Source organism: Thermomonas sp. (assembly GCF_035369645.1).
Lineage (GTDB): Bacteria > Pseudomonadota > Gammaproteobacteria > Xanthomonadales > Xanthomonadaceae > Thermomonas.
Genome location: NZ_DAOOUM010000040.1, coordinates 1 through 26,486, shown reverse-complemented (window position 1 = coordinate 26,486; position 26,486 = coordinate 1). Strand labels below are relative to the sequence as shown.

The 26,486-nt window shown below is 61.1% G+C and carries 27 protein-coding genes and 2 pseudogenes; 16 read left to right on the top strand and 13 right to left on the bottom strand.

Features of this window, described 5'->3' with window-relative positions:
* Positions 1-273, top strand: a pseudogene (locus tag PK789_RS08775) (U32 family peptidase); the annotation flags it as partial.
* Positions 274-342: 69 nt separating this feature from the next.
* On the opposite strand, the gene PK789_RS08770 reads toward PK789_RS08775, so the two are convergent.
* The 6 genes from PK789_RS08770 to PK789_RS08745 are packed head-to-tail and all read right to left on the bottom strand — an operon-like array spanning position 343 to position 6,359.
* Positions 343-1,767, bottom strand: a complete 1,425-nt coding sequence (locus PK789_RS08770) for an L-aspartate oxidase (RefSeq protein ID WP_324308394.1) — start codon at positions 1,765-1,767, stop codon at positions 343-345.
* Positions 1,764-2,792 carry a quinolinate synthase NadA gene (gene nadA, locus PK789_RS08765; protein WP_324308393.1) on the bottom strand — a complete coding sequence of 343 codons (1,029 nt, stop codon included), beginning with the start codon at positions 2,790-2,792 and terminating at the stop codon, positions 1,764-1,766. Before nadA ends, PK789_RS08770 begins: the two co-directional genes overlap by 4 nt.
* Positions 2,789-3,643, bottom strand: coding sequence for a ubiquinone anaerobic biosynthesis accessory factor UbiT (gene ubiT, locus PK789_RS08760; RefSeq protein ID WP_324308392.1), 855 nt, complete (start codon positions 3,641-3,643; stop codon positions 2,789-2,791). Before ubiT ends, nadA begins: the two co-directional genes overlap by 4 nt.
* Positions 3,597-4,916, bottom strand: a complete 1,320-nt coding sequence (locus PK789_RS08755) for a hypothetical protein (protein ID WP_324308391.1) — start codon at positions 4,914-4,916, stop codon at positions 3,597-3,599. The genes ubiT and PK789_RS08755 overlap by 47 nt, the downstream gene beginning before the upstream one ends.
* Positions 4,917-4,926: 10 nt before the next feature.
* Positions 4,927-5,136, bottom strand: a complete 210-nt coding sequence (locus tag PK789_RS08750; RefSeq protein WP_324308390.1) for a DUF2249 domain-containing protein — start codon at positions 5,134-5,136, stop codon at positions 4,927-4,929.
* A gap of 5 nt (positions 5,137-5,141) precedes the next feature.
* A complete protein-coding gene (locus tag PK789_RS08745; RefSeq protein WP_324308389.1) occupies positions 5,142-6,359 on the bottom strand; it encodes an alginate export family protein in 1,218 nt (405 codons plus the stop codon).
* 229 nt (positions 6,360-6,588) lie between these two features.
* Here PK789_RS08745 and nirK point away from each other — a divergent pair, with 229 nt between their 5' ends.
* The 3 genes from nirK to PK789_RS08730 are packed head-to-tail and all read left to right on the top strand — an operon-like array spanning position 6,589 to position 9,537.
* Positions 6,589-8,115 carry a copper-containing nitrite reductase gene (gene nirK / locus PK789_RS08740; RefSeq protein WP_324308388.1) on the top strand — a complete coding sequence of 509 codons (1,527 nt, stop codon included), beginning with the start codon at positions 6,589-6,591 and terminating at the stop codon, positions 8,113-8,115.
* Positions 8,116-8,119: 4 nt separating this feature from the next.
* A complete protein-coding gene (locus tag PK789_RS08735) occupies positions 8,120-8,905 on the top strand; it encodes a formylglycine-generating enzyme family protein (RefSeq protein ID WP_324308387.1) in 786 nt (261 codons plus the stop codon).
* Entirely contained in the window at positions 8,902-9,537 is a 636-nt protein-coding gene (locus tag PK789_RS08730; protein WP_324308386.1) for an SCO family protein, read from the top strand. Before PK789_RS08735 ends, PK789_RS08730 begins: the two co-directional genes overlap by 4 nt.
* A gap of 6 nt (positions 9,538-9,543) precedes the next feature.
* On the opposite strand, the gene PK789_RS08725 is transcribed toward PK789_RS08730, so the two are convergent.
* Both PK789_RS08725 and PK789_RS08720 read right to left on the bottom strand, forming a co-directional pair.
* A complete protein-coding gene (locus PK789_RS08725; RefSeq protein WP_324308385.1) occupies positions 9,544-10,407 on the bottom strand; it encodes a DUF4010 domain-containing protein in 864 nt (287 codons plus the stop codon).
* Positions 10,408-10,414: 7 nt separating this feature from the next.
* Positions 10,415-11,182: a helix-turn-helix domain-containing protein gene (locus tag PK789_RS08720; protein ID WP_324308384.1), complete on the bottom strand. Its 768-nt coding sequence runs from the start codon at positions 11,180-11,182 to the stop codon at positions 10,415-10,417.
* A gap of 220 nt (positions 11,183-11,402) precedes the next feature.
* Here PK789_RS08720 and ccoN point away from each other — a divergent pair, with 220 nt between their 5' ends.
* The 12 genes from ccoN (at position 11,403) to PK789_RS08660 (ending at position 21,807) form a co-directional block, all read left to right on the top strand.
* Positions 11,403-12,842: a cytochrome-c oxidase, cbb3-type subunit I gene (gene ccoN / locus PK789_RS08715; protein WP_324308383.1), complete on the top strand. Its 1,440-nt coding sequence runs from the start codon at positions 11,403-11,405 to the stop codon at positions 12,840-12,842.
* A gap of 9 nt (positions 12,843-12,851) precedes the next feature.
* Complete coding sequence (ccoO, locus tag PK789_RS08710) at positions 12,852-13,466, top strand: cytochrome-c oxidase, cbb3-type subunit II (RefSeq protein WP_324308382.1); 615 nt, start codon at positions 12,852-12,854, stop codon at positions 13,464-13,466.
* A 5-nt stretch (positions 13,467-13,471) separates the two neighbouring features.
* Positions 13,472-13,645: a cbb3-type cytochrome oxidase subunit 3 gene (locus PK789_RS08705; RefSeq protein WP_324308381.1), complete on the top strand. Its 174-nt coding sequence runs from the start codon at positions 13,472-13,474 to the stop codon at positions 13,643-13,645.
* Positions 13,642-14,577 carry a cytochrome-c oxidase, cbb3-type subunit III gene (gene ccoP / locus PK789_RS08700; protein ID WP_324308380.1) on the top strand — a complete coding sequence of 312 codons (936 nt, stop codon included), beginning with the start codon at positions 13,642-13,644 and terminating at the stop codon, positions 14,575-14,577. Before PK789_RS08705 ends, ccoP begins: the two co-directional genes overlap by 4 nt.
* Positions 14,574-14,867 (top strand): hypothetical protein, encoded by a 294-nt coding sequence (locus PK789_RS08695; protein WP_324308379.1) that lies wholly within the window; start codon positions 14,574-14,576, stop codon positions 14,865-14,867. Before ccoP ends, PK789_RS08695 begins: the two co-directional genes overlap by 4 nt.
* Before the next feature lie 7 nt (positions 14,868-14,874).
* A complete protein-coding gene (locus PK789_RS08690; protein WP_324308378.1) occupies positions 14,875-16,434 on the top strand; it encodes a 4Fe-4S dicluster domain-containing protein in 1,560 nt (519 codons plus the stop codon).
* 70 nt (positions 16,435-16,504) lie between these two features.
* Entirely contained in the window at positions 16,505-17,035 is a 531-nt protein-coding gene (locus PK789_RS08685; protein ID WP_324308377.1) for a FixH family protein, read from the top strand.
* Positions 17,036-17,041: 6 nt separating this feature from the next.
* Positions 17,042-19,408 (top strand): heavy metal translocating P-type ATPase, encoded by a 2,367-nt coding sequence (locus tag PK789_RS08680; RefSeq protein ID WP_324308376.1) that lies wholly within the window; start codon positions 17,042-17,044, stop codon positions 19,406-19,408.
* Between the two features lie 10 nt (positions 19,409-19,418).
* The gene (gene ccoS, locus PK789_RS08675; protein WP_324308375.1) at positions 19,419-19,631 is read left to right on the top strand and encodes a cbb3-type cytochrome oxidase assembly protein CcoS; all 213 of its coding nucleotides are present in this window, start codon (positions 19,419-19,421) and stop codon (positions 19,629-19,631) included.
* Entirely contained in the window at positions 19,621-20,343 is a 723-nt protein-coding gene (locus PK789_RS08670; protein WP_324308374.1) for a sulfite exporter TauE/SafE family protein, read from the top strand. The genes ccoS and PK789_RS08670 overlap by 11 nt, the downstream gene beginning before the upstream one ends.
* A 103-nt stretch (positions 20,344-20,446) precedes the next feature.
* Positions 20,447-21,154, top strand: a complete 708-nt coding sequence (locus PK789_RS08665) for a sensor histidine kinase (protein ID WP_324308373.1) — start codon at positions 20,447-20,449, stop codon at positions 21,152-21,154.
* The gene (locus PK789_RS08660) at positions 21,151-21,807 is read left to right on the top strand and encodes a LuxR C-terminal-related transcriptional regulator (protein WP_324308372.1); all 657 of its coding nucleotides are present in this window, start codon (positions 21,151-21,153) and stop codon (positions 21,805-21,807) included. Before PK789_RS08665 ends, PK789_RS08660 begins: the two co-directional genes overlap by 4 nt.
* Before the next feature lie 71 nt (positions 21,808-21,878).
* On the opposite strand, the gene PK789_RS08655 is transcribed toward PK789_RS08660, so the two are convergent.
* The 5 genes and pseudogenes from PK789_RS08655 to PK789_RS08635 form a co-directional block, all read right to left on the bottom strand.
* Positions 21,879-22,271, bottom strand: coding sequence for a hypothetical protein (locus PK789_RS08655; protein ID WP_324308371.1), 393 nt, complete (start codon positions 22,269-22,271; stop codon positions 21,879-21,881).
* Between the two features lie 149 nt (positions 22,272-22,420).
* Positions 22,421-22,918, bottom strand: coding sequence for a CinA family protein (locus tag PK789_RS08650; protein ID WP_324308370.1), 498 nt, complete (start codon positions 22,916-22,918; stop codon positions 22,421-22,423).
* A gap of 68 nt (positions 22,919-22,986) precedes the next feature.
* Positions 22,987-25,599, bottom strand: coding sequence for a TonB-dependent receptor (locus PK789_RS08645; protein WP_324308369.1), 2,613 nt, complete (start codon positions 25,597-25,599; stop codon positions 22,987-22,989).
* Positions 25,600-25,818: 219 nt separating this feature from the next.
* Positions 25,819-26,220, bottom strand: coding sequence for a type IV pilin protein (locus PK789_RS08640; protein ID WP_324308368.1), 402 nt, complete (start codon positions 26,218-26,220; stop codon positions 25,819-25,821).
* Positions 26,221-26,249: 29 nt separating this feature from the next.
* A pseudogene (locus PK789_RS08635) lies at positions 26,250-26,486 on the bottom strand (pilus assembly protein); the annotation flags it as partial.

Genomic DNA, 26,486 nt, shown 5'->3' with positions numbered 1-26,486 from the left:
GATGGCATGCCGCTGGCCACCCGCGAAGGTCGCCCGTTCCTGCGCATCAATGGCATCAGCGTGCAGGGCGAAGAAATCACCGACCTTGGCCCGGAATTGCCGGAACTGCGCACCCTTGGCGTGGATATCCTGCGCCTGTATCCACAAGCCGAAGGCATGGAAGCCATCGTGCAACACTTCGATGCCGCACGCCACAGCGACACCCCACCGCCCCACATCGGTGAACGCAACGGCTATTGGCATGGCGAAGCCGGCATGCGGATGACGACTTGATCGGCAAGCTGCTGGCACAGGTAATGATGGAATGATCTTGCTTCCTTCCCTTGGAGGGAGAAGAAAAGGTTAATCCACTCGGTAATGTGCGCCCAAACTTTGCTGGCGCGCAATCGCGGCCTGCAACATCATTTGTGCCAGCGTGCCTTGCCAGCCATCCATGGCTGCGCAGTCGGCAAGCGCTGCGTGCATCGCTGCGCCACTGCGCACCGGACCCATCGTCTGCATCATCAAGTCGCGCAGATGCAGCAAACTGGCGGCATCCAGTGACGGCTTGCGGCGCAGCACTTGATAGTGGCTCTCGGCTGCTTCTGCTGGCGGCATATCGCGCAACAACTGCCCCAGCCTGCGCCCGCACACCACCCCTTCCAGCAAGGAATTACTGGCCAACCGGTTGGCCCCATGCACGCCATTGCAGGCCACTTCGCCCACCGCATACAGTCCCGGCAATGAAGTGCGTCCTTCGGCATCGGTGGCCACGCCGCCCATATGGAAATGCGCGGCAGGCGTCACCGGAATGGGCTGCACCCGCGGATCGATGCCGCGCGCCATGCACGCCTGGAACACGGTGGGAAACTGCTTGGGGAAGGATGCGCCCAGCGTGTGCGCATCCAGCCATGCGCCGCCCTCTCGGCAGGCCCGCCATACGCGGCGTGCCACCACGTCACGCGGAGCCAAGTCCGCCAGCGGATGCACGCCATCCATCAGTGAATTGCCGACTTCATCCAGCAGACGTGCGCCCGCACCACGCAAGGCTTCGGTCACCAGTGGCAGGCTGTGCACGCCGGGAATGGCCAGCGCCGTAGGATGGAATTGCACAAATTCCAGATCCCGTGCGGCAGCGCCTGCCTGGATCGCCAACGCCAGCCCGCTGCCATCGGCATCGGCCGGATTGCTGGTCTGCGCAAACAACCCACCAATGCCACCGGTCGCCAAAATCACGGCCCGCCCATGCACAACGCTGCGCGTGCCATCGGCTTCGAGCAGGCACACGCCACACACACGACCATCGCGCAGCACCAGGCCATCCACATCGACATCGGCGCGGCGTTGAATGTGCGGCGCACTGCGCGCCGCCGCTACCAAGGCCTGCATCACCTTCGCGCCGGTCGCATCGCCACCGGCATGCACGATGCGCGAACGGTCGTGACCGCCTTCGCGGCCCAATTGCAGCCGACCTTCGGCATCACGATCAAACACCACGCCTTGCTGTTCCAGCCAGTGCACCGCATCGACGGCACTTTGCGTGAGGATGTCCACCATCGCCAAGTCGTTATGATGGCTGCCAGCCACGCAGGTATCGCGCGCATGGTCAGCGGGATGGTCACCCTCACCTATCGCGGCGGCGATTCCACCTTGTGCCATCGCGCTGGCCGCACCTTTGACGCCTTGCGCACGGCTCAATACCAACACCGGCGTGGGTGCTACGCCCAGCGCCGCCGATAGTCCGGCAATACCGCCACCGACGATGAGGACAGGATCGGGCGCGTTCACACCTTTTCGCCGCGACCGACGGCCAACATCCGATCCAGCGCTTTGCGTGCCCTGACGATCACATCCTCCGGCACATGGATTTCATTGCGCATGTCGCGCAGACATGCATGAATATTGGGCAAGGTGATCCGCTTCATATGCGGGCATAGATTGCACGGCTTGATGAACTCCACCTGCGGAAACTGGTTGCGCAGGTTATCGGCCATCGAGCACTCGGTGATCATCGCCACGCGTACAGGCTTTTCTTTTTCCAGCCATTTGCCCATGGCGCTGGTGGATCCCACAAAATCGGCTTCGGCCAATACTTCAGGCGAGCACTCGGGGTGCGCCACGATCTTGGCGTCGAAACGCTCGCGGGTGTGGCGCGCCTCCATCGCGGTGAATTTTTCATGCACCTCGCACTGGCCGTGCCAGAGCACCAATTCGACCGGAGTTTGGGTGGCCACCCACGCACCCAGATAGCGGTCGGGCAGGAAAATGACCTGGTTGACGCCGAACTCGGCAGCCACCGCATTGACCATGTGCACGGCGTTGGCCGACGTGCAGCAGGCATCGGATTCGGCCTTCACCGCGGCGCTGGTATTGACATAGCTGACCACCGGCACGCCCGGGTGTTGCGCACGCAGCGCACGCACATCTTCGGCCGTGATCGATGATGCCAGCGAGCAGCCGGCCTGCATATCCGGAATCAGCACGGTTTTATCGGGGGCCAGAATCTTGGCGCTTTCGGCCATGAAGTGGACGCCGCACAGCACGATGATGTCGCTGTCGCACTTGGCCGCGGCCTGTGCCAACGCCAGTGAATCACCGGTGATGTCGGCAACGCCGTGGAAAATTTCAGGCGACTGGTAGCTGTGCGCCATGATCACCGCGCCGCGCTCGGCTTTCAGTGTGTTGATGGCGTCGATCCATGGCAGGTGCAGCGGCACTTCCATGCAGGGGATCAGGCGTTCAAGGGTGTCGATCAGGGCCGTGTGGCGGCTGTCATCTGGGCGTGTCTGGATGCCAGGATCGACTGTATTCATGCGGGTTTACCGGAATAGGCGTTGCGTGCCGCCTGGGCCAAGCGGGCACCCCGATTGAGGGCAATCCGCAGTCCCAGCGGGACGTGTTCCCACGGCAATCGATCCAGCAAGTTGCGCGCCGTCAGGCCTAGTTCTACATCGCCGGTCAACACCAGACGGCGCTGAAAAAATAGCGTATCGGCATCTTCCAGACGACCTGCCAATAACAACAAATCGGTGGCGGTGCCGCGTACGGTGGCTTCGGCCGGGGCATCCACCACAAGCAAACGCTCGCCCTGAAGTTCCACCACCCAGTGCAGTCCAAGATCACTGACTTCGATCCCCAGCCGACGACCGGCCATAAAGCCCAGTGCATCACCCGCTAATGGGCCGGCCAAGACCTTGGCCATGGCGCGCTCCAGCAACCGCGCTTGCAGACTGGCGGGCACGGCCTTCAACAAAGGTGCCAAGCGCTTGGGCGGTGGGAGCCATCGCAGTAAAGCGTGCGCCGGCGTGGGGATAGTGTTGGTTTGAGTCTGCATAGTGGGCGCGATCATGCCGCCAGTCGTGGCCTGCTCACCTTGATCCAAATCAGTTTCCAAGCCTTGTGCGCGACAGGCCTCGCCGATGGCCACGCCCAGCACCCCGCTGGCCACGCCCGGAGTTAGCCCCAGTGCCATACCAAAGGCTTCTGCGCGTTGACGTATGCGCAACTCGCGCTGGCGATCACGGCCCGAACTACCAGCACGATGTTTGATGCGCCCGGCGAGGCTTGTCAGCCGCGACCGCATCGCCAATAACATCACCAACCCATCATCCACGCCATCAATGGCCACGCGCACTGGCGTCAGGCCGGGAACTCGTTCGGTCATTGTGTTGCCTGCCAGAAGTCACTGTGGTGATCGTTTGATGTTGCTGAACATAGCGGTAAGCCCGTCGTTGCACCGCCACTTGTGCGGCCACTGTCGCAAGGTGAGCCAACCCCAATACAGCACCCGCAACATTGGCAGGGATCAGTCGCAATAACGCCATGACCAAGGTCAAGCCGGCAAGCAGTTGCAAGGTCAGTACCACGTACTTGTCGCGGGCAGGCACCAGCAGTTGTACCCCCGGCAGGCGTACGCCCCGGCCACAACGACGCTGTAAATCAATCCATGCCAGAAAGCCGCATATTTCCAGCTGCATGCCAGTCACCAGCATTGGCAGCCCAATTAGTAGTAGCAACGTACCGGCCAATATGCCGTCATCGGAACGCCATGACATCACCACGGCCGCAGCCAATAGCACCAGCAAGCCTGCACCCCAAAACCACGTCAGCGGTACCGCACGCAATTTTGCGGCGCGCCACTGCAACAGCAATCCGCCCAACCCGAACACACCGACCAGCATGCCGAGTGCGACCCGAAACCCGGGCAATGCAAGGTTCGCACACGCTGCCAGCAATGCCGCCAGCAGCACGCCATACAACGCTGCCTGCCAAAGAGTTTGTATGCGTATCGATGCTGGCAGCGTGCCTTGGAACATCGGTGCCACCACCCGCGACACCGCTGCCAATAAGCCCAACACCCAGCCGAATACGCCCCAACTGGCGTGCACATCGGTCCATCGAGGCAAAGCCAGCGACACCTGGCCGGCGCGCGTCAGCGTCAAGACAAACCCCAACAGTGCGGTTAGCTGCGCTGCCAGCAATGCGCAGGCAATTCCCCAGCGCAAAAATCGCTGCCCTTGGCTTGCCCATAGCCCCGGCAACAGCATGGCCAGCAGCAATGAAAATGCCAGCAACAATAGTGTGCCAGCGATCTGTGGGGGCAGCAGCAACGGCCAGCGCAGCGCCAGTACCAACAACAGAGCCCCCAGATTCAACACGCCATACAGCGTCCATGCGGCTTTGCCCCCGCCGCGTACCGGCACCTGTGCTGCCACCGGCAAAAATTGCAGCAGACTGCCGAACATCGCATTCCCCAAAAAACCCAACGTCACGGCGTGCACAACGGCAAGGCTGGTGCTGCTCCAGCGCGAGGCCAGCGCAGCATTGCCATCCCACAGCAGCAAGCCGCCAGCCACCGTGCCCCAGACCGATGCCGTCAATAAAAACCGCTGCGGGATTGCTGGTGCCGGAGCCTGCTGCATGACTAACTTGGTCATCGACGCAGCCTTATTCGGCGGAATGCAAAATAGTCACTTGCACGCCGCCATCATCACAGGGGACGCTCTCCCAATGCAGTCCGCGTGCTTGCAACATGCTCAATAACGGCGCAGGCAGCAGCGGCGTCAAAACCGCCACTGCTTGTCCGGGTGCCAAGGCGTCGGCGGCGGCCAGCGCCCGAATCAAGGGCTCGGGGGCCGGCAAATCACGCAAGTCCAAGGTTGTTATTGCGCTAGCGCATGGGTGCCGCGCCATTCCACTTGCAGCCATAATTTGGTGTTGTCCCGCGAAAAAGCATTCGCACGATAGTCCGCCACTTTGACCAACCCATTCAAGCCACCCGCTAGCGGAAATGCCAGTGAGGCATTCCATTCGTGGCCGTAATGCAGGCTGCCAACGTTGGAACGATAATCATGCCAGCTTACCGCCCACACCCATTTGCCATCGTATTTGCCACGGCCAAACTTGCCGCCTGCGCCCAAATAGCGATCCTCCAGTCCTTTGGCCGGTGTCACTGTGAATTGATCATCCCAGCCATTGAAGATATGCACGGTGGCCAGCGGTGTTTGCAACGCTGTCACACCATCACCGCCCAAGTGTTCCCAGCCTGCGCGCACCGTGGTTTTCCCATGCGTCCAGTTGGGCTCTAGCAGCCAGTAATTGTGCGAAAAATGCAGCGGGTTGCGCGCGTAATCTGTTTGCCGCGCCCACTCTGCAGCCCAACCAAAGCCCTGCCCGGTCTTATCCAGGGTGCCCACCCAGCGCAGCCCCCATGTGGCTGTCGAAGCGCTGGCAACATCGTTATCGTCATGTAGATAGCCATAACCCACCACCGACTGACTGCCGTGCTTCCACGCCAAATTGAGCAAGTGCGTATCCAAATTGCGTTCGCGCGCCAGTTTGTTCAGTGCCTTGTCACCGGCAGCACGGTGCACTTTGTCTAGCCAGAAGTAATTCAGGGTCAGGCTTGCCGATGGCTTCCATTGGGTTGCAAGCGCATCGAAGGTTTGTTCGTTTTGACGCCAGCCGACATTGCCCACCCAGCGCTGGTTGTCCAGCATGATCCGTTGCCGGCCCAAAGTGACACCGCCTTGCGTATTCTTCCAACCAATCCACGCTTGGTTGAGCTCGGCACCGGTGGGGTCCATGACCGTGGGGTATTGCGTTTTTCCATTGGCACCACTGTTGTAGTTGCCGGCACCGGCAATGCCTTCACCTTCCAGCAAGACCGTCCAGCCCGGGGCGGGCAGCAGGCGTAGCCCGGCGCGTAGGCGTGCCGTGGTGGCCTCCGCATTGCGTGAAAACCCGGCATCATCAATACTTTCGTGGCGAACGCGCAGATCCCATTCGACACTGGATTTGGGTGTGTCCGCTGCATGGGCCATGGGGATGGCAAACAAGGCAACGGCAATGGCAGAACACAAACGTGCGGGTGTGGACATATATATAGTCCTTGCTGAGAGTTGCCACCAGCCTAGGCTTGCTCTGTTTTTGCAGGTTGATGCAAATCAACTTTGGTGTGTTGCCCGCTTGCAGGTTGACCCAAGTCAAGTGCCCCTGTATCGGTCTCCATTCGCAGGTAGATTTTGATCTGAATCAACGCCGTTGCCCCCATCGCGGAACCATGCTGACACCCATCGCATACACATCACCTCAACAGGGAACACCACGATGAAACCCCTCCTCCGCTACGCCACCCTTGCCTTGGCCGTTACGGTCACGTTGGGTTTGTCTGCTTGCCGTATCGAACAACCCAACCCGGCTGCCAGTGGTGCCACCCATAGCGAGGAAACCGGTGGCTCCGCCAAAGGGGACTTCGGCCCGCCCGTTGGTGAGCCGGTGGAAGCCATTTTGACCTCGCCACCGCATGTGCCGCCGGCGACCGGGCGCAGCAAACCGGCCAAGGTCATCGTGTCGTTGGATGTGATTGAAAAAGACATGCCCATTTCCGAAGGCGTCAGCTATACCTTCTGGACCTTTGGCGGCACCGTGCCGGGCAGTTTCATCCGCGTGCGTCAGGGCGATACCGTGGAGTTCCATCTGCGCAACATGCCCGACAGCAAAATGCCACATAACATCGACCTGCACGGCGTAACCGGCCCGGGTGGTGGCGCGGCATCCAGCTTTACCGCCCCCGGCCACGTCAGCCGCTTCAGCTTCAAGGCACTCAATGCCGGGCTGTATGTGTATCACTGCGCTACCGCGCCAGTGGGGATGCACATCGCCAATGGCATGTACGGGTTGATTTTGGTGGAACCGCCGGAAGGCTTGCCGAAGGTGGATCGCGAGTTCTATGTGATGCAAGGGGATTTCTACACCTCGGGCAAATATCGTGAAAAAGGCCATCAGGCCTTCGATATGGAAAAAGCCATCGACGAGCATCCCACCTATGTGCTGTTCAACGGCATGGAAGGCTCGATGACCGGTGATAAGGCGCTCAAGGCCAAGACTGGCGAAAAAGTGCGCCTGTTCGTGGGCAATGGCGGCCCCAACCTAGTGTCCAGCTTCCACGTGATTGGCGAGATTTTCGATAAGGTCTGGTACGAAGGCGGTACCCGCTTCCAAGAAAACGTGCAGACCACGCTGATCCCCTCCGGTGGCGCTGCAATGATGGAATTCCACATGGAAGTGCCCGGCAGTTATGTGCTGGTGGATCACAGCATCTTCCGCGCGTTCAACAAGGGCGCGTTGGCCATCCTGCAGGCCGAAGGCAAGGACCGCAAAGATATTTATTCGGGCAAAGAGGTCGATGCCGTGTACTTGGGTGACCAAGCCGCTGGTACCAACCGTGCCCCGGTCGCCACCGCTGCTGCGGCATTCAAGGAGGGCAAGCTGACCAAGGAAGACCAGATCGCAGCCGGCAAGGTGTTGTTTGCCGGCACTTGCTCTACCTGCCACCAAGCCGATGGCAAGGGCATGGAGGGGGTGTTCCCGCCGCTGGCCGCTTCCAGCTTCATCAAGGCCAACCCCAAGCGCGTGCCAGAAATCATCACCCATGGTCTGGTGGGGGCGGTCACGGTAAACGGCAAGGAGTACAACTCCAATATGCCGCCCATGAGCCAGCTGACCGATGACGAAGTGGCCAATATCAGCACCTATGTCCTCAACAGTTGGGGCAACCCCGGTGGCCAGGTCAGCCGCGAAGATGCAGCCAAGGCGCGCGCCGCCAAGCCCAGCAACGCGTCCAGCGGACATTAAACCCATGCGCAAGCCGCTTGCTACCTGGTTGCTACTCGCCCTACCCCTCGCCGGCATTGCCGCCGGCGCGGTGGTATCGGGGCGCTATGCCGGGCTACCGGGCGGCGTATTCAAATCGGTATTGCGCTATGAAGATGCCAAGAACGGGGTGCGCATCAAACCTTTTGCCCTGATGCGCAAACCGGTCACCAATGGCGAGTTTTTGGCCTTCGTCAAACGTCATCCACAATGGCAGCGCGGCCGCACTCCTGCCGTGTTTGCGGAAGCCCGTTACCTATCCCATTGGGCCGGGCCGGACACCTTGGGTGCCAATGCCCTGCCCGATCGCCCGGTGGTGTGGGTCAGTTGGTTTGCTGCCGACGCCTATTGCCAATCGCTGGATGCGCGGTTGCCCACATGGAATGAATGGGAATACGCCGCGGCCGCCGACGAAACCCGTCGCGATGCCCGCAAAGACCCGGTATGGCGCGAACGTATCTTGAGCTGGTACGCGCGCTCATCGAAAGATGCGCTGCCACGGGTGGGTCTGCAATCGCCCAATGTGTATGGCGTGCAGGACCTGCATGGTTTGATTTGGGAATGGACGCAGGATGCATCTTCACTGATGGTCGATAGCGACAACCGCAACCAAGGCGACCCCGACAAGGGCAAATTTTGTGGTGCCGGTGCGTTGTCGATGGATGACCGCGAAAACTATGCGGTGATGATGCGCGTTGCCATGCTGTCCTCACTGGAAGGCCGCGACGCCACCGCGAATTTGGGCTTTCGTTGTGCCAGGAGTGCACCATGAATATTGCAATCAACACCACGATGAATACCACTAAGAACACCACGCTGCACACATGGGTTCGCACGGTTGCTGCGGGCTTGCTCATCGGATTTGCCGGTTTGGCCGGTGCGGTGCAGCCAACCACCACCGCATTGCCGGGGGATTCGGTTTATCAATTGCCGCTGCCGCTGACCGATAGTGCCGGCACCACGCGCGATTGGCGCAACTTGCGCGGCAAAGCGCGGGTGGTGTCGATGTTCTATACCCACTGCCAATACATTTGCCCCTTGATCGTGGAATCTGGCAAGGCAGTGGAGCGACAGCTGACGCCCGCACAACAAAAGCGTTTGGGTGTTGTGCTCATCAGCATGGATCCGGCGCGTGACACACCGGCGGCGCTGATGAAAGTGGTAGAGCAGCGCAAGCTGGATCCAGCACGCTGGGTGTTGGCATCCCCACGGCAAGAGGATGTCCGCGCCGTAGCAGGCGTTCTAGGGATTCGCTTCCGGCAATTGGCGGATGGTGGTTTCAACCACAGCAGCATGTTGATTTTGCTGGATGCCGATGGCCGTATCTTGGCGCGAACGGAGCAAGTGGGCAGCCAGCCCGACCCTGAATTTGTGCGCGCGGTACGTCAGGCGACGGGGGGTTGATGCGGGTTAGCGCAGCAACCATAACGCCAACGCAAACGTCAGCACCATTGCGGTGATTCCAGGCAACAGACGCAACATATATCGGCGGCCACCGCTGGCCCAGGCCAGCCCCAGCTTTACCAGTGAATTCGCTGCAAAGGCCAGCACAACCCCCGGGAGTGCACCCTCAACTGCAATGCGCCCACTCGCTACCAGTTGCGCTGCAGACGCGGCTGCGGCATGTACATCCGCTAATCCGGATAATGCCAATGTTGCGTCCAGCGCGGCATCCCCCAACCATGCTTGAATCCATGCCGACATCAGCAACACCGTCGCCACGATCAACATAAACAACAACGCCCGTCGTGGTGCCAGCGCAGCGTTTGGCGATGCTTCGACAGGTGTTGCTTGTGCTGACATCTGCACCCGCGATGCCTGCGCGGCGAGTACTGCAAATACGCCGATTACAGCACCGGCCAGGCATAACGCCGGCAGCAGCTGCGCCAATAATGATGGCGACAACACCCCGACCACGATACCCAACTGCACCACGGTGCTGACATTGGAAAGCACACCTCCACCGGCGCAGGCAGGTGCCAACGCAGGTTGTTGGCGCGCGCGCGCGCCCAATCCGGCGATCGTGGCCGAACTGGAGGCAAAGCCGCCCGCAAAACCGGCCAGCAAAAGTCCGGTACGTGCACCAAACAGCTGTTGTGCCATTTGTCCCGCGGCACCGATCACCATGACCAACACGGTCAACAGCCAAAGCTTGCGTAAGTTCAGCACTTGCCAAGGATCAACCGGGGCGTCCGGCAAGAGCGGCAGCACAGCAAGGGCCACGGCAAGTATCAGAACATCGCGCGAGGTCCAGCCCGCAAACATGCGCAACATCGTGGGCTCAACCGCCGTTGCGCCTGCGTTGCGGATGCGGATTGCCCTCGCAACCTTGGGTGAGCGCGCGTAACGCGCTGATATCAAGAATGCGCACCCGTCGCCCGTGTACCTCGATGATGCCGTCTTCATGCAGGCGGCTGAACCCACGGCTCACGGTTTCCAATACCAAGCCCAAATAACGCGCAATTTCATCGCGACTCATTGGCAACACAAAGTCATCTGCGGCCCGGCCGATGCGCCGGTAACGGTCGCTCAAGCCTTGCAAGAACATCGCGATACGCTCGCTGGCCTGACGGCGCGACAACACATCCACATGGTCTTGGTCGCGGTCCGCACTTTGCCCAATGACCCGCAACAACTGGTGCTGCAAACTGGGCACTTGCGCCGCAATTGAGGCCAGATGCGCGTATGGCAATTCACACACCCGTGCATCCCCCAGCGACACGGCTTCACACCGATGTTTGCCGCTGCCGATGGCATCCAGCCCAAACAGTTCGCCGGGCAGATGGAAGCCCAGCACGTGTTCTTCCCCGGCCTCGTTCAACACCACAGTTTTGAACACGCCCTCACTGGCCACATACACCGCGCGCAGCGGATCCCCGGCACGGAACAGGCTTTCGCCCTTGGTCAGCGGTTTACGCCGCTGCACCACCGCCTCCAGCCGCGAAATATCCTCGGCATCCACCCCCGCCGGCAGACACAGGATTTGCAATGAGCATTCCGCACATGAGCGGCGCAAGCGCGCCAGGTCCAGCGGAATAGGATCAGTCATGAGTCTGCACAATGTAGGAAGTCGCGGCTACAATTATGGGCGATTCTGCGAAAGATGTCCCTGCATTTTCCTTGCATTTACCACCACATTCCTCTCGAATTCCACTGAAATTCCGTTCGAATTCCCGTGATTGCGGATGTCGCCAAATCAAATTTGATCTAGATCAAGTCCTAAGCTAAGGGCTTGGCGTAACCTTATCGCGTTTACCTCGGAGAAACGTATGCAAGCCATTTCCGGCACATACAACGACAAAGTAGTGCATCAGTTCGCGGTTGCCACCGTGATCTGGGGCATCGTCGGCATGGCTGTCGGCGTTCTGTGTGCGGCGCAGCTGTACTGGCCGGCACTCAATTTCGACATCCCGTGGCTGACCTACAGCCGCCTACGTCCGCTGCATACCAATGGCATGATTTTCGCCTTTGGTGGCTCGGTGCTGTTTGCCACCTCGTTGTACGTGGTGCAGCGCACCTGCCATGTGCGGCTGATCTCGGACAAGCTGGCCAGTTTCGTGTTCTGGGGCTGGCAGGCAGCGATGGTCAGTGCCGTCATCACCTTGCCGCTGGGTATCACCCAAAGTAAGGAATACGCCGAATTGGAATGGCCCATCGACCTATGGATCGCCATCGTCTGGGTTGCCTATGGCTGGCTGTTCTTCGGCACTTTGGTCAAGCGTCGCACCAAGCACATCTACGTGGCCAATTGGTTCTACGGTGCTTACGTGATCGCGGTGGCGCTGCTGCACATCGTCAACAACATCGTGATGCCAGCCGGGCTGTGGAAGTCGTACTCGGTCTACAGCGGCGCGGTGGATGCGATGGCGCAGTGGTGGTACGGCCACAACGGCGTGGCCTTCCTGCTCACCGTGGGCTATCTGGCGATGATGTACTACTTCGTGCCCAAGCAGGCGCAGCGCCCGATCTACTCCTACCGCCTGTCCATCGTCCACTTCTGGGCGCTGATCTCGATCTACATGTGGGCCGGCCCGCACCACCTGCACTACACCGCCCTGCCCGACTGGGCGCAGTCGGTGGGCATGGTGTTCTCGGTGATCTTGCTGGCACCCAGCTGGGGCGGCGCGATGAACGGCATCCTCACCCTGTCCGGGGTGTGGCACAAACTGCGCACCGACCCGATCCTGAAGTTTCTGATCGTGGCGATCAGCTTCTACATGATCGCCACCTTCGAAGGCCCGCTGCTGTCGATCAAGACCGTCAACTCGCTCAGCCACTACACCGACTGGACCGTGGGCCATGTGCACGCCGGCACCCTGGGCTGGGTGGCGATGATTTCGATTGGTTCGCTGTATGCGCTGTATCCGCGCTTGCTGGGTCTGAATCAGATGTATTCGACCAAGTGGATCGATGCCCACTTCTGGATGCACACGATGGGCGTGGTGTTCTACATCGTGTCGATGTGGATCGCCGGCATCACCCAAGGCCTGATGTGGCGCGCCACCAACCCCGACGGCACGCTGACCTACAGCTTCGTGGAAGGCTTGGTGGCCACCTATCCGTACTATCTGGGTCGTTTGTTGGGTGGCGGTCTGATCCTTGCCGGTATGTGCTTGATGGCATGGCATATGTGGAAAACCTGGCAGCAGTCGGAAGGCGTGGCGACGCATCCGATCCTGACCCCCGACGCCGCCGAAGCGCGCGCCTGAGGACACGACATGGCACTTGCACACGAAAAAATCGAAAAAAACGTTGGCCTATTGGCCATCCTCGCCGCGATTGCGGTGTCCTTGGGCGGCTTGGCGGAAATCGTTCCGTTGATGTTCCAAGCCGAAGCCATCCAGCCGCTACCGGGGGTCAAACCCTACCCCGCGTTGGAGCTGGCTGGGCGTGATGTCTATATCCGCGAGGGTTGCTATAACTGCCACTCGCAAATGGTGCGCACCCTGCGCTTTGAAACCGAACGCTATGGCCACTATTCAATGGCCGGCGAGTCGGTGTATGACCGTCCTTTCCAATGGGGCAGCAAGCGCACCGGGCCGGATCTGGCGCGCGTGGGTGGGCGTTATTCCGATGACTGGCACCGCGTGCATTTGAACAACCCGCGCGATGTGGTGCCCGAATCCAACATGCCGTCCTTCCCGTGGCTGGCCAAAAACACCGTGGATGGCCCCACCATCCAATCGCATATGCGCGCATTGCAACGCTTGGGTGACCCCTACACTGATGCCGAGATCAAGGCCGCACCGGCGGCTGTGGCCGGCAAGACCGAACTGGACGCGATGGTTGCTTACCTGCAAGGCTTGGGTAAGCACGCGCCGCGAGGGGGCTGAACGACATGATTTCTGGAATCGTAACCACCGTGTTGATGCTGTTGTTTATTGGCGTTTGGATCTGGGCGTGGCAGCCACGTCTGCGCGCCGGTTTTGACGCCACCGCCCGTCTGGCCGTGGATGACGCCATGCCCGAAGGCGAAGACAACCGCAGCACCCAGCCGAGGAACAACGCATGACCACCGCATGGAACTGGTACGTCATCGCTTTGACGTTATTCAATCTGTTAGGGATCACTTGGCTACTGTGGTGGACATCCAAGCGACGTCCAGGTGACCCCAAGCCAGACGAAACCAGTCACTACTGGGATGGCGACATCACCGAGTACAACAAGCCCATGCCACGCTGGTGGATCAACGGCTTTTATATCGCCATCGTGTTTGCGTTCGGCTACCTGTTCTGGTATGGCGGCTTTGGCACCTACCAAGGCTTTGGACATTGGAGCTCGAAGGGTGAGCACGACCAGGAAGCGGCCATTGCCAACGCCCAACTGGAAAAGACCTTCGCCCCCTACAAGGGTCAGGCGATCGATGTGCTGGCGCAAAACCCGCAGGCGCTGAAGTTGGGTAAGTCGATCTTCGCCAACACCTGCTCCACCTGCCACGGTTCCTCTGCCAAGGGTGCGGTGGGTTATCCCAATCTGACCGATCAAATCTGGCATTGGGGCGGTAGTCCGGAGCAGATTTTGCACACCGTGCTCAATGGTCGTGAAGGCGTGATGCCCGCGTGGGGCAAGACGTTGCAGGGTATGGGCGGCCCGGACGCCGTGGATTACGTGATTGCCTACGTGCATCAACTGGGCGACAAAGACGCCGGCAACCGTAACGACTATGCTGCGGCTCGCGGCAAGACCCTGTACGAAGGGATTTGCGTAGCCTGCCACGGCAAAGACGGCAAAGGTGACCCCAAGGTGGGTGCCCCCGACTTGACCGACAGCTATTGGATGTATGGCGATAGTCGTGAATCGCTACGCGAAACCATCAGCAACGGGCGTCACGGGGTGATGCCTGCTTGGGGTACAGTATTAGGCGATACTCGTTCGCGTCTGGTGGCCGCTTATGTCTGGTCGCTGTCGCACTCGCCCAAAACAGGCAATCCCAACGCGCAATGACCGACTTCACCACTCCCGGCTTTGACCACCCGCCGCGCCCAATGGCGCAGCGGGTTGGGGCGATCCTCTGGCCTAGTTTTTTTGCCGCAGGGGTGGCGACGATGGTGTTTTTTGCCTTTATCGACCCGTTGGAGTTGCGCGATTTGACCTTCCCACACCTGCAGATCACACGCGGTTTGGGTTACACCATCGGCTTCTTCACTTTCTGGCTGGCGACGGCGTCGTCCAGCCTTTTCACCTGGATCCTGCTGCGGCCCTCCAGCCGCTTCAATGGACCCAAAACCAGGTAGCAGTGCCGTGAGCAAACGCATCGACATCGATCTGCTGGATCAATCCGGTGGGATGGGCGGTGATTCCGTCTATGTGAGCGAACGCAAGGTCTATCCGCGTGATGTTGCCGGGCGCTTCGACCGCCTGCGCAAGCTGGCCGTGTTCTGGCTGCTGGGCATGTATTACGTGTTCCCGTGGCTGAGCTGGGATGGCCGTCAGGCGGTATTGTTTGACCTGCCCGCGCGCAAATTCCATGTGTGGGGGCTGACCTTCTGGCCGCAGGATTTCAGCTTGCTGGCCATGTTGTTGATGATCCTTGCGTTCACCTTGTTCTTCACCACCGCATTGGCTGGCCGCCTGTGGTGTGGCTATGCCTGCCCACAAACGGTGTGGACCGAATGCTTCTTGTGGATGGAACGCTGGACCGAAGGCGACCGCAGCAAGCGCATGAAGCTGGATGCCGGCCCGTGGAACCGCGAAAAATTTTTGCGCAAAGGCAGCAAGCACATCCTGTGGCTGGTGTTTGCGCTGTGGACGGGGTTCACCTTTGTGGGCTTTTTTACTCCAATCCATAGTCTGGCCGCACGCCTGCCAAGCTTGGATTGGAACGGCTGGGAAACCTTCTGGGTGCTGTTCTATTCGCTGGCCACCTGGGGCAATGCCGGCATCCTGCGTGAGCAAGTATGCAAATACATGTGTCCGTATGCGCGCTTCCAAAGCGCGATGTTCGACCGCGACACCCTCATCATCGCCTATGACCCGCTGCGCGGCGAGCCGCGTGGCCCACGCAAGAAAGGCCTGGCCAGCGTGCTGCAACGTGCGCGTGGCCTGCTGGATGTGCGCACCGCTTACGACTATGTGTTCCGCGCCAGCCAACACCCCAGCGCCGCGCAGGCGCGCCTGCAGGCGGCCGGCACCATCACCTTCGAAACCAATGCCGAAGCTGAGCCGCTGCCAAAATTTGAAACCGAACAACTCGGCGACTGCATCGACTGCACCATGTGCGTGCAGGTGTGCCCGGTTGGTATTGATATCCGCAACGGCCTGCAATACGAGTGCATCGCCTGTGGTGCCTGCATCGACGCCTGCGACGACGTCATGGACAAGATGGGCATGCCGCATGGCTTGATTCGCTACACCACCCAGCACGCGTTGGATGGGCAAACCGTGCATGTCGTGCGCCCGCGCATCATCGTATATAGCTTGCTATTGACCGCATTGGTAAGTGGCTGGGTGTGGGGCGTGCTGCATCGCAGCCCGCTGATCGCCGACGTGCTGCGCGACCGCAATGCGCTGTACCAGCAGCAAGGCGAGCACATCGCCAATGGCTACACTTTGAAGCTGGTCAACAAAACCGATGCCGCCCGCGTCTATCGCGTGCATATCGAAGCCAAGAACACCCCCCAATTGGTGCTCAAAGGCAGCCCACTGGATGTGCGCGTGCCTGCCGGTGAAGTGCTGTCACAAGCAGTCGAAGTGGCCAGTGACAGCCCCGTCAAAGGCCGTCACGACCTGATCTTTGTGATTGAAGCCCGCGACGGCAGCGCCAAGGCACGGGTGGACAGCACATTCTTCGGGCCGATCTGAACCATTCTGCCCGGGTTGACTCTAATTGGCGCTCAGCACGACCGCGCTGACCACATACAAGGATATTGAGATGCAACCGAAGTCCTCCCCTTGGCGGCAGCCCATCGTCTGGTTGATGGTGCTTTTGGTCGGTGCCGTGGTGATTGGCAGTGTGGTGATGTATGTCGTCGCCAATGCCGATGGCCCGATGGATGTGGTGCCAGACAAGGTGCAGCGCACCGGCCAAGCACAGCAAGCCGACTTAAGCCCGGATGCCCGCGCCGCACAAGACAAATTGGGTGCCATTGCGCGCTATGACGAGGAGCATGGGTTTTTGGAAGTACTGCCGGTGAGTGGCAATTTCGACCACAGTGCAGCGCTGCAATTGAAGCTGCACCACCCCACCCGCGAATCCGAAGACCAAGTGTTCCAACTGGCCCCGCACGAAGCCGGCTGGCGCATCGACGCCAAGCCCGCCCTCGATCACGATTGGCTACTGCAATTGCAACCTGCCAGCGGTGAGGCATGGCGCTTGCGCGGGCGCATGCCCAAAGGCCAGCTGGCCGCGCAATTGCGCCCAGCGGTGGGCGATGCCACCCCCGCCGACGCAGTGGAGCCCTAGCCTGCCGTGAATGCAGAAACCGTCTGCCACCACTGCGGCGAACCCCTGCCGCAGGCACCGGTGCAGGCCGAATTTGCGGGCAGCGTGCACGCCTATTGCTGCGATGGCTGCGCCGCCGCCGCGCATTGGATCAGCGCCGCCCATTTGGGTGACTACTACCGCCTGCGCAATGCCCCCGCCGGACGTGTGGACACCGACGCCCCGGCGCTGACGGTCTGGGACCGCGAAGAACTGCTGGCCAGCCACGCCCATGACGTGGACGGTGGGCGCGAAATCACCGTGCTCACCGACGGCATGCGCTGCGCTGCTTGCGCATGGTTGATCGACCGCGCGCTCACCCGCGAAGCGGGGGTGCTAGATACCAGCGCCAATGCCATCACCGGGCGCATCCGTATCGCTTGGGATCCGGCGCAAACACCGCTCTCCAAACCATTGGCGCGGCTGGCGGCGCTGGGATATCGGCCTTACCTTGCCACCGGTGAAGCGCGCGAGGCCGCACGCCGCCGCGAACGCAACCGCGACCTGCTGCGGATTGGGCTGGCCGGCATCGGCGCAATGCAGGCGATGATGTTTGCCGAAGCGCTGTATCTGGACACCCGTGGGCAAATGCCGCTGCCCACCCGCGACTTCTTCCGCTGGATCACCTTCATGGTGGCCACCCCGGTGGTGTTCTGGGCCGGTTGGCCGTTCATCACCGGCGCATGGCATGAGCTACGCAACCGCCGGCTGGGTATGGATGTCCTGATTGCCGGTTCCACCTTGCTGGCATGGGCCGCCAGCACCTGGGAAACCCTGCAAGGCGGCATCCACGTCTGGTATGACGCGGCGGTGATGTTTGTGTTCTTGCTGCTGGTTGCCCGCCAGTTGGAACACCGCGCACGCAGCATTGCCAGCGCCCAGGTAGATGCGCTGGCCCGCGCACGCCCTGCCTTTGCCACCCGTGAAGGGGCCGATGGCAGCCGTGAATCGGTGCCCATCGACACCTTGGCCGTGGACGACGTGGTGCGCGTGGCGGTGGGTGAGCCGGTTCCCGCCGATGGCATCCTGCTCGATGGCGATGCCTATTTCGAAGAGTCCCTACTCACCGGCGAAGCCGCCGCCGTCCATAAATCCGCCGGCGCTGCGGTGTATGCCGGCACCGCCTGCCGCGAACACGCCGCGCGCATTCGCATCACCCACGTCGGTACCGGCACCCGCTTGGCCGAGCTGGTGCGGCTGGTGGAAACTGCACAAGCGCATCGCCCGGCCTTGGCACAAGGGGCCGAGCGCATCGCCGCGTGGTTCGTCGCGGGGCTGTTGCTGGCCGCCATCGGCGTGTATGCGTGGTGGCGCGTGCATGAACCGGCGCGCGCGTTTGAAGTGATGTTGTCGTTGCTGGTGATCAGCTGCCCCTGCGCACTGTCGTTAGCGGTGCCGGCAGCACTCGCCGCAGCGCATGGTGCACTGGCCAAGCTGGGCGTGCTTTCGGTGCGGCCAGATGGGCTGGACCGGCTGGCGCGGGTCACCGATGTGGTGTTCGACAAAACCGGCACCCTCAGCGATGGCAAACCCCTGCTGCACACGGTCGATCAATGCATCGACCTGGATGCCGAGCACGCATTGCGTATTGCTGCCGCGCTGGAGCGCGATAGCAGCCACCCGCTGGCCAGTGCATTTGCGCAAGTCGCCGATGTTCCTGCCGCCACTGGCGTGCGCGCCATTGCCGGACACGGTGTGGAAGGCAATATCGACGGCCAAACGTGGCGCATCGGCACCGCGGCCTTCGCTTTCGAAGGGGAAGACGACGGCGCGGTATGGCTGGCCAATCATGCCGGCGCCCGCGCCCGCTTTCGCTTCATCGAACAACACCGCGCAGACGCCAACGCCGCGCTGCAAGCCCTGCGTGCGCAAGGCATCGCCCTGCACTTGGCCAGCGGCGATGCGCCGGCAGCGGTGCAGCGGTTTGCACAGTCGTTGCAGATTGACGATGTGCACGCGCGGCAAACGCCCGAGGCCAAACTGGCGCTGGTGCGCAACCTGCAACAACACGGCCGCGTGGTGGCGATGGTCGGCGACGGCCTGAACGATGCGCCGGTGTTGGCCGGGGCGGATGTCTCGCTGGCGATTGGCGATGGTGCTGCGCTGGCGCAACGTGCGGCCGATCTGGTGCTGGCGGGCAGTGCCTTGCGCACGCTGCCCACCACCTTGGCGATTGCCCGTCGTACCCGCCGTATCATTCGGCAAAATTTGGCCTGGGCACTGGGCTATAACCTGTTGGCCATCCCTTTGGCGGCCAACGGCAACGTCACCCCGTGGCTGGCAGCACTGGGGATGGCCCTGTCCTCGTTGGCAGTCACCGCCAATGCCCTGCGTTTGACCCACATCCCCCGCTGATGGCGCATCGATGAATATCCTGCTGTTCTTGATCCCCATTAGCTTGATCATGATCGGTGCCGCCGCGCTGCTGTTTGCGTGGGCAGTCAAGCACGGGCAATTTGAAGACCTAGACACCCCCGCGCTGGACATCCTGCGCGAAGACCCGCCGCCGCTGCCGCACGTAGCCAGCGCCGACAACGCCGCATCGCTGCCACCCGCAGCAGACCACGATGCCGATTGACCTACTGGTGCTGGGTGCGGCGCTGCTCACCGGCTTGTTGGGTGGCGCGCATTGCGTGGCCATGTGTGGCGGCATTGCGACCGGGTTTTCCACCCACTCGCGCGGTGGGTGGGCGGCGATGCAACCCAATCTGGGCCGCGTGCTGGGCTATATGTTGGCCGGTGCGATCGTGGGCGGCTTGGGCGGCGGCCTGCTCAGTCTGGCCCGTTTGCCGTGGCTGCCCGTCGTGATGCGCGCCGCCGTTGGCGTGGTGCTGGTGCTGGCTGGCCTGCGCATGTTGGACCGCAAAGGCCGCATCCCGCGCTTCTTCGGCGGCCCCGGCAACCGGCTCTGGCAGGCCTTGCGGCCACTGCAACAGCGGCTACTCCCGGCCAATACCGCCAGCAAACGGATTGCCCTGGGCATGTTGTGGGGCTGGATGCCCTGCGGGCTGTCCACCACCTTGCTGGCTGCCGCGTGGTTGTCTGCCAGCCCTGTCCACGGGGCACTGACCATGGCCGCCTTCGGCGTGGGTACGCTGCCGGTGATGGTGGCATTGACTTGGGCCGGGCAACGCATCGGTCACCGCTTGCAACATGGGTCATTGCGCATCGGTGCCGGCGTATTGGTGATCGCTGCCGGTCTGCTGACCTTGGTTGCGCCATGGCTGGTACAGCTTCCCGCCATGCACGGTGTATTGCAGGCCTTGGGTTGTCGCAGCTTGCCGGGCTGACTCACAGGATGCGGCGTCACCGGCGGTCTGACGTCCATCTGCAACGCAATACCCTACAATCCAAACGACCGCCGTGGCGCGACGCATTGGTTGAGGAATAGGCATGCCGGGACTGCGGAATTGGTGGAAACGCGACACCATCCACGCGCAACAGGCCGAAGCGGCGCTGGCGGCACTGCAACAACAATTGGCAGTGGCGCAAGCGATTGAAAGCGAGCGCCAGCGCATCTATGACGATCTCCACGACGACGTGGGCAGCCGCTTATTGACCCTCTTGCATCGCGTCCCTGCCAGCGAGCAGCCGCTGGTGCGCGAAATTCTGCAAGACCTGCGCGCCATTCTCAGCCGCGAACGCAGTGTGGAAGGCAGCCTTCTGGAAGTGTTGGCGCAATTGCGCGATGAAACCGAACAACGTCTGCAAGCGCGTTCGATCCCCCTGACTTGGCACCAGCGCGACCCCCTGCCCGACCCGCCGCTGGACCGCGCGCAAACCATGCACCTGTTCCGCATCGGCCGTGAGTCGGTCACCAATGCCCTGCGCCATGCCGACGCCGAACACCTGCGGATTGTGATTGGCCTATCCGGCACGTCATTGGTGTTTGAGGTCACCGATGATGGCCACTTCGACCCCGCCCGCATTGGCGATGGGCGCGGCACCCGCAGCATGCGCACCCGCGCCGGTGAACTGCAAGGCAATATCGACTGGCAACAAGGCACCTTGGGCGGCACCAAGGTGCGTCTGAGTTTCCCGCTGCCCCCCACAGCCACGGGATGCCCCAACGCCAGCCCAGACCGCACCATCCCAACATGAGCGCCGTCCCCACCCACGCCTTGCTGCTGGAAGACCTGCCGGATGTGGCAGGCTGGCTCAGCAATTTGTTGCAGCAGCAATTTCCGGGGATCCACGTCACCCACGCAGCCACCCTTGCGGCGGGCAAGCGTGCCTTGCAGGACGCGCCGCCTGCGCAATTGGCCTTGGTGGATTTGGGTTTGCCCGATGGCGATGGCACCACCCTGATTGCCCCCATCGCACAGCACTGGCCAGACTGCACGATTGTGGTGACCACCTTATTTGGCGACGATGCCCATGTGTTCCCGGCGCTGCGCGCAGGCGCGCACGGCTATCTGTTGAAAGACCAACCCGAAGCGCGTCTGGCCGCCGCATTGGAGGGCATATTGCGCGGCGAGCCGCCGCTGTCACCCGCGATTGCGCAACGACTGCTGCGGGCGTTTCAACCAGTCACCCCCGAAGCCACGGTAGGCGCTGAATCACTCACCCCGCGTGAACGCGATGTGCTGATCTTGGTCAGCAAAGGCTGCCGGCTGCCGGAACTGGCCGATAAGCTACAAATCAGCCGGCACACGGTGTCCGATCACCTGAAAAGTATTTATCGCAAACTCAATATCAACAGCCGCGCCGAAGCCACACTGGAAGCCGCGCGGCTGGGTTTGGTGCGGCTCTGAAAACGCAACGGGTGCCCATCGGCACCCGTGCGTGTATGGCTAATGCCTGTATTCCAAATGCGCTGCTAGGCTCAGCTCTTGCACTTGATGAACTTGCCCTTGGCATCGCGGCAGGGTTCTTTCTTCTTGGCCGCAGCGGGGCCATCGCACTTGGTGAACTTGCCCTTGGCATCGTGGCAGCGTTCTTTCTTGGCGGCCTCGGGTGCCGCAGCGGCGGCGGGTTTGGCGTCCATTGCAGCCGCCGCAGGTGCGGCGGGTGCTGCGGGCTTGGCCGCTGAAGCGGCCGGCGCGGCAGATGCAGTCTTGGCAGACGGGGCTGTCTTGGCAGCATGCGCTGCGGGTGCTGCCTTGGCCGCAGCAGCAGGCTTGCTGGCGGGAGCGGGTGCAGCCGATTGCGCTGCAAACGACTGCCCTGCAGCCAGCATGAACGCGGCCAAGGTGATTGCTTGAATCATCTGTTTCATTGCCGAACTCCCGTGTTGGGTGGTGGTGGATGACGTGTTGCTTGTTGGCACAAGGTACGGCTTGCATGCTGCACCAAACCGGTTCACTGCAAGCTCTCCGCAGGATGACGAATCGTTAATCCAACATCTACCCGCGCGCAGCGCTGCGCTTACGCCAGCAGATGCGCAATTCCACGCAAGGCGGTGGCCACAGTTTGCCGGCGCACGGCATCGCGGTCGCCTTCGAAATGAAATACCTCCGCGCGGGCGTAGCCGCCACGGCGCTTCCAGCCTATCCACACCGTGCCCACCGGTTTATCGTCACTGCCACCGCTGGGGCCGGCAATGCCGGTCACCGCCACCGCGATGCTGGCACCGGAGTGCACCAGTGCGCCGGACACCATTTCCACCACACATTCTCGGCTGACTGCGCCATGCTGTTCCAGCGTTTGTGGGCGCACACCCAGTAAGGCCTGCTTGGCCTCGTAACTGTAGGCGGCCATGCCGCAATCAAACCACGCCGACGACCCGGCCACATCGGTCATGCATTTGGCAATCCAGCCGCCAGTGCAACTTTCCGCAGTGACCAGCATATGCCTGCCCGCAAGTAAAAGCTGGCCGGTGGCGGTGGCCAGCACTGCAAGTTCGGTGTCATTGGGTGGCTGCATCAACAGAGACTCGAAAGACGTGCATGCGTTGTAGCGCATGCACGCCTAAAACGGAACCGTCGCACGCCTCAGAAGCGGAATCGCAGCGTTGCCCCGTACATGCGTGGCGCACCCAAGAAGGCGTTGTAGGTGTTCTTGGGGTTACCCGGCTCGGGCGTGCCCAGCGCCTGCAAGGGACCGTCGAAGCCCACTTGCACATACTTGGCGTTGAACACATTGGTGCCCCACAACTCCACTTGCCATGTGCGATCACGCGCGCCAATGCCCACCCGCATATTGGCCACGGTGTAGGCACCTTGCTGTTTTTCGGCATCCAAATCTGAACCGGTGTTGTAACTGGACATGTATTTGCCGCCGATATTGAAGCGGCCCTCCAGCGACGACCCGATATCCCACTCGTACGTCAGCGATGCCGAACCGGATAACTTCGGCGCAAAACTCATCTGCGCCCCCGGCAGCTTGTACAAGGCACCCGGATAAACAAAATCACTGCCCGGGATAGTGTTGCCGTACTTGGTATCGGCATACATCAAGCCGGTTTGCAACATCAGGCCGGGCACGGCTTTGGGCTGCCATAGCAGTTCCGCATCCAGGCCCTTCGACACCACTTCCGGGATCGAGCGCACCACAAAACTGGTGCCCAAGAAGCTATTCAACTGGAAGTTGCTGTACTTCTGGTGGAAAAGCGCGGCATTGAACAGCAAATTGCCACCCGCCCACGTGGTTTTGGCACCCAACTCCCAACTATCCACAAATTCACCGGGGAACGAGGTGTCATTGACCGGGGTGATCCCCGAACCGCCACTGGACAGCCCATTGGACGATTGCACGCGGTCAAAATTGAAGCCGCCGGCCTTGTAGCCACGCGCATACGACAGATAGGTCATCGCGTGCGCGTTCCAGCGGTAGGCTGCCTTCAAGGTGCCCGACCATTCGTTTTCACTGCGCGATTGCTGAGTCTTGCGGCCGTTGTGCTGCACATTCGCCCACGGCAGGCAGCTATACCCCACCACATTGCTGATCAAGGCCTGCTGATTGGCGGCAGGCAGCGATGCAAACGGCACCCCGCGCGCGGTCAGTGCGGCGGCAATGCGGCCAATCGCGGCCGCGCTGACGCCGGTGGGGCCAAAATACGAGGCGCAGCCAGAGCTGCCATTGGGGTTGCTATACACCGACGATAAATCCTTGGTTTCGCGGGTGTAACGCAGGCCCAAGGTGATATCCAGCGCCTCGCTGGCATGCCAGGTATTGTTGCTGAATAACGCCGTGCTCTTGGCCTCTTGTTGGTAACGATCCAATGCCCCCAACCCGGCAAACGCGGTGCCATAGGGCTTGCCGGTCGCATCGGCCAAAAAGGTCGCGGCATTGGGTAAACCCGCCAGCGCCGGGTTGATCATCGACAACAAACCAATCGACAAATACGGCTCATACGCCGCGCCAATGCGGTAGCTTTCGGTGCGGTTGATGGTTTCGTTGCTGTAGAACGCGCCAAACAACCAATCCAGTTTGTCAGTGCTGCCGCTCAGGTGAAATTCCTGGCTGAAGCTTTTGACCCGCGCATACGACTCATCCTGTTGCGGGTTCATATAAATTAGGTCGGCCGTGGAAAAATCGAAGTCCCGGCCATTCACCGCATCCCAATCACGCCCGGCGGTGATCGACGTCAGCCGCGCCCCGCCCAGCATGTCGAAATCGATATTGACCTCCGCTTGCAAACCTCGGTCATTGATCTTTTGGCTGGTATCGCGATTACTGTAGGCCACCCGCGCCCACGGATTGGCTTGGCCAGTGGGCGCGATGGCATTGCCGCCGCCCAATTTATTGATCAGCACGGAGCTACTACCGCTGACCAATTGCACCGCCGTGCAGCAATTCTCATTGCGGCGGGTGGAATCGGCCGACAGCACAATCTCCACTTTGTCGGTGGGTTGCAACAGCAATTTGGCGCGGAAGGTGTTGAAGTCTTGGTCGTAATCACGCGCATTGGTGCGCGGGCCGGGTGCAGTGACGACGCTCATCCAGCCGTCACGGTCACGATGCGCCACATACACGCGCAGCGCCGCGTAGTCACCCAGTGGCGCATTGACACCACCGGCCAGCCCCAATGCACCGTAATTGCCAAACGTCACTTCGGCATCGGCAGCAAACTCGTGATCTGGCTTGCGGGTGACCACATTGATCACACCCGCCGAGGTGTTTTTGCCAAACAAGGTGCCCTGCGGCCCCTTCAAGACTTCGATGCGCTCCAACTCACCCAAGTCACCAAACCCCACCGAGTTGCGCGAGCGGAACACGCCATCAATCACCACCCCCACCGACGACTCCAAGCCGATGTTGTCGCCCACCGTGCCAATGCCGCGCAGGCGCGCCGTGGTGATCGCCTCGCTCTGGGTACTGGTCACGGTCAGCCCCGGCACCAACACCTGCAAATCCTTGATGTCGCGCACGCCGGTGTCTTGCAAGGTCTGTTGCGACAACGCAGTGACCGCAATCGGTACGTTCTGCATGACTTCTTCACGCTTTTGCGCGGTCACCACCAAGGCATCCAGCGTCTTCGGCTCAACTTTCTTGTCCGCCGCCGTGGCGGCATCTTGCGCCAATACCGGCAGGCTGGTGATACCCATCAATCCCACCAGCACGGCGATGGTGAGTGGGCGGCGTTGTGGTTGCGTGCGCTGCATGGCGGCTCCCCTTTGTGTGGTCAATCTTGTGTAGTCATTGGACACGGCAAACAAACGACCAGATGGCCGATTGCGTCGGATACACGTGCGTGCATGTGGGGGGATACGCGCACGCATGGACGTTAACACATCTTCACAATGCTGAAGTTAGGTGTTTCAGATGCAACAAAAACCCGCCTTGCGGCGGGTGTTTGAATTGCAAGCGTGTGCGGGTGTGGGTTACCAACATCCGGCGGTGCTGGGGGTTTTGGTGCCCTTTTGATCCAGCTTCAACGTTCCGCAAGAATCACCGGATTGCTTCCCAGCAGGCGCTGCGCTTAGTTCGAAGGCTTTGGTCGTAGGGCCAGATGAAAAGGAGAATGTATAAAACGACAACGTGTCTGGCTCGCACGCCCCTGTCAATGTGCCAATCGCAGGTGCCGACGAATAGGACATGTCGGTGGTGTACACCCGCTCCATGCGTTGCGCAACCGTCGTCAGGCAGGCGGTGCCTGCCGCTCGGCGGGTCTTGCGTTGATGGTCGTTATACGACGGCAACGCAATCGAAGCGAGGATGGCAATGATGGCAACCACCACCATCACCTCGATCAAGCTGAAGCCAGAGATACGGGATGCGGACATCGCTGTTTCCTTATTAGTATTCATCGCACTCAGTCACTCCGGATTTCACGCCAGGAGACGCGGCTCCATGACTTGCCAGAAATACCACCAGAGCCAGGTTTTTCGCCAGCATTGGTGCCGCCCACGACCAGTTTGCCATCCAAGAAAATTGGCAAAGTGGGCATGCCGACGCCAAAGTTGACCGACCCCACTGGCACGCCGCCAATCACGGTATCTGTGGTTTTCCCATCGCCATTGAGATCAAAGAACGAGCTGCCCGCACTGGT

Excerpts from the sequence above, each read along its gene's own strand:
- PK789_RS08730 (WP_324308386.1), top strand. The coding sequence starts at position 8,902 with ATGAATATTGCAATCAACACCACGATGAATACCACTAAGAACACCACG.
- PK789_RS08720 (WP_324308384.1), bottom strand. The coding sequence starts at position 11,182 with ATGACTGATCCTATTCCGCTGGACCTGGCGCGCTTGCGCCGCTCATGT.
- nirK (WP_324308388.1), top strand. The coding sequence starts at position 6,589 with ATGAAACCCCTCCTCCGCTACGCCACCCTTGCCTTGGCCGTTACGGTC.
- PK789_RS08645 (WP_324308369.1), bottom strand. The coding sequence starts at position 25,599 with ATGCAGCGCACGCAACCACAACGCCGCCCACTCACCATCGCCGTGCTG.
- PK789_RS08685 (WP_324308377.1), top strand. The coding sequence starts at position 16,505 with ATGCAACCGAAGTCCTCCCCTTGGCGGCAGCCCATCGTCTGGTTGATG.
- PK789_RS08745 (WP_324308389.1), bottom strand. The coding sequence starts at position 6,359 with ATGTCCACACCCGCACGTTTGTGTTCTGCCATTGCCGTTGCCTTGTTT.
- PK789_RS08735 (WP_324308387.1), top strand. The coding sequence starts at position 8,120 with ATGCGCAAGCCGCTTGCTACCTGGTTGCTACTCGCCCTACCCCTCGCC.
- ccoN (WP_324308383.1), top strand. The coding sequence starts at position 11,403 with ATGCAAGCCATTTCCGGCACATACAACGACAAAGTAGTGCATCAGTTC.
- PK789_RS08725 (WP_324308385.1), bottom strand. The coding sequence starts at position 10,407 with ATGTTGCGCATGTTTGCGGGCTGGACCTCGCGCGATGTTCTGATACTT.
- ccoS (WP_324308375.1), top strand. The coding sequence starts at position 19,419 with ATGAATATCCTGCTGTTCTTGATCCCCATTAGCTTGATCATGATCGGT.
- ubiT (WP_324308392.1), bottom strand. The coding sequence starts at position 3,643 with ATGACCGAACGAGTTCCCGGCCTGACGCCAGTGCGCGTGGCCATTGAT.
- PK789_RS08660 (WP_324308372.1), top strand. The coding sequence starts at position 21,151 with ATGAGCGCCGTCCCCACCCACGCCTTGCTGCTGGAAGACCTGCCGGAT.
- PK789_RS08650 (WP_324308370.1), bottom strand. The coding sequence starts at position 22,918 with ATGCAGCCACCCAATGACACCGAACTTGCAGTGCTGGCCACCGCCACC.
- PK789_RS08695 (WP_324308379.1), top strand. The coding sequence starts at position 14,574 with ATGACCGACTTCACCACTCCCGGCTTTGACCACCCGCCGCGCCCAATG.
- PK789_RS08755 (WP_324308391.1), bottom strand. The coding sequence starts at position 4,916 with ATGACCAAGTTAGTCATGCAGCAGGCTCCGGCACCAGCAATCCCGCAG.
- ccoP (WP_324308380.1), top strand. The coding sequence starts at position 13,642 with ATGACCACCGCATGGAACTGGTACGTCATCGCTTTGACGTTATTCAAT.
- PK789_RS08705 (WP_324308381.1), top strand. The coding sequence starts at position 13,472 with ATGATTTCTGGAATCGTAACCACCGTGTTGATGCTGTTGTTTATTGGC.
- PK789_RS08670 (WP_324308374.1), top strand. The coding sequence starts at position 19,621 with ATGCCGATTGACCTACTGGTGCTGGGTGCGGCGCTGCTCACCGGCTTG.
- ccoO (WP_324308382.1), top strand. The coding sequence starts at position 12,852 with ATGGCACTTGCACACGAAAAAATCGAAAAAAACGTTGGCCTATTGGCC.
- PK789_RS08640 (WP_324308368.1), bottom strand. The coding sequence starts at position 26,220 with ATGTCCGCATCCCGTATCTCTGGCTTCAGCTTGATCGAGGTGATGGTG.
- PK789_RS08655 (WP_324308371.1), bottom strand. The coding sequence starts at position 22,271 with ATGAAACAGATGATTCAAGCAATCACCTTGGCCGCGTTCATGCTGGCT.
- PK789_RS08665 (WP_324308373.1), top strand. The coding sequence starts at position 20,447 with ATGCCGGGACTGCGGAATTGGTGGAAACGCGACACCATCCACGCGCAA.
- nadA (WP_324308393.1), bottom strand. The coding sequence starts at position 2,792 with ATGAATACAGTCGATCCTGGCATCCAGACACGCCCAGATGACAGCCGC.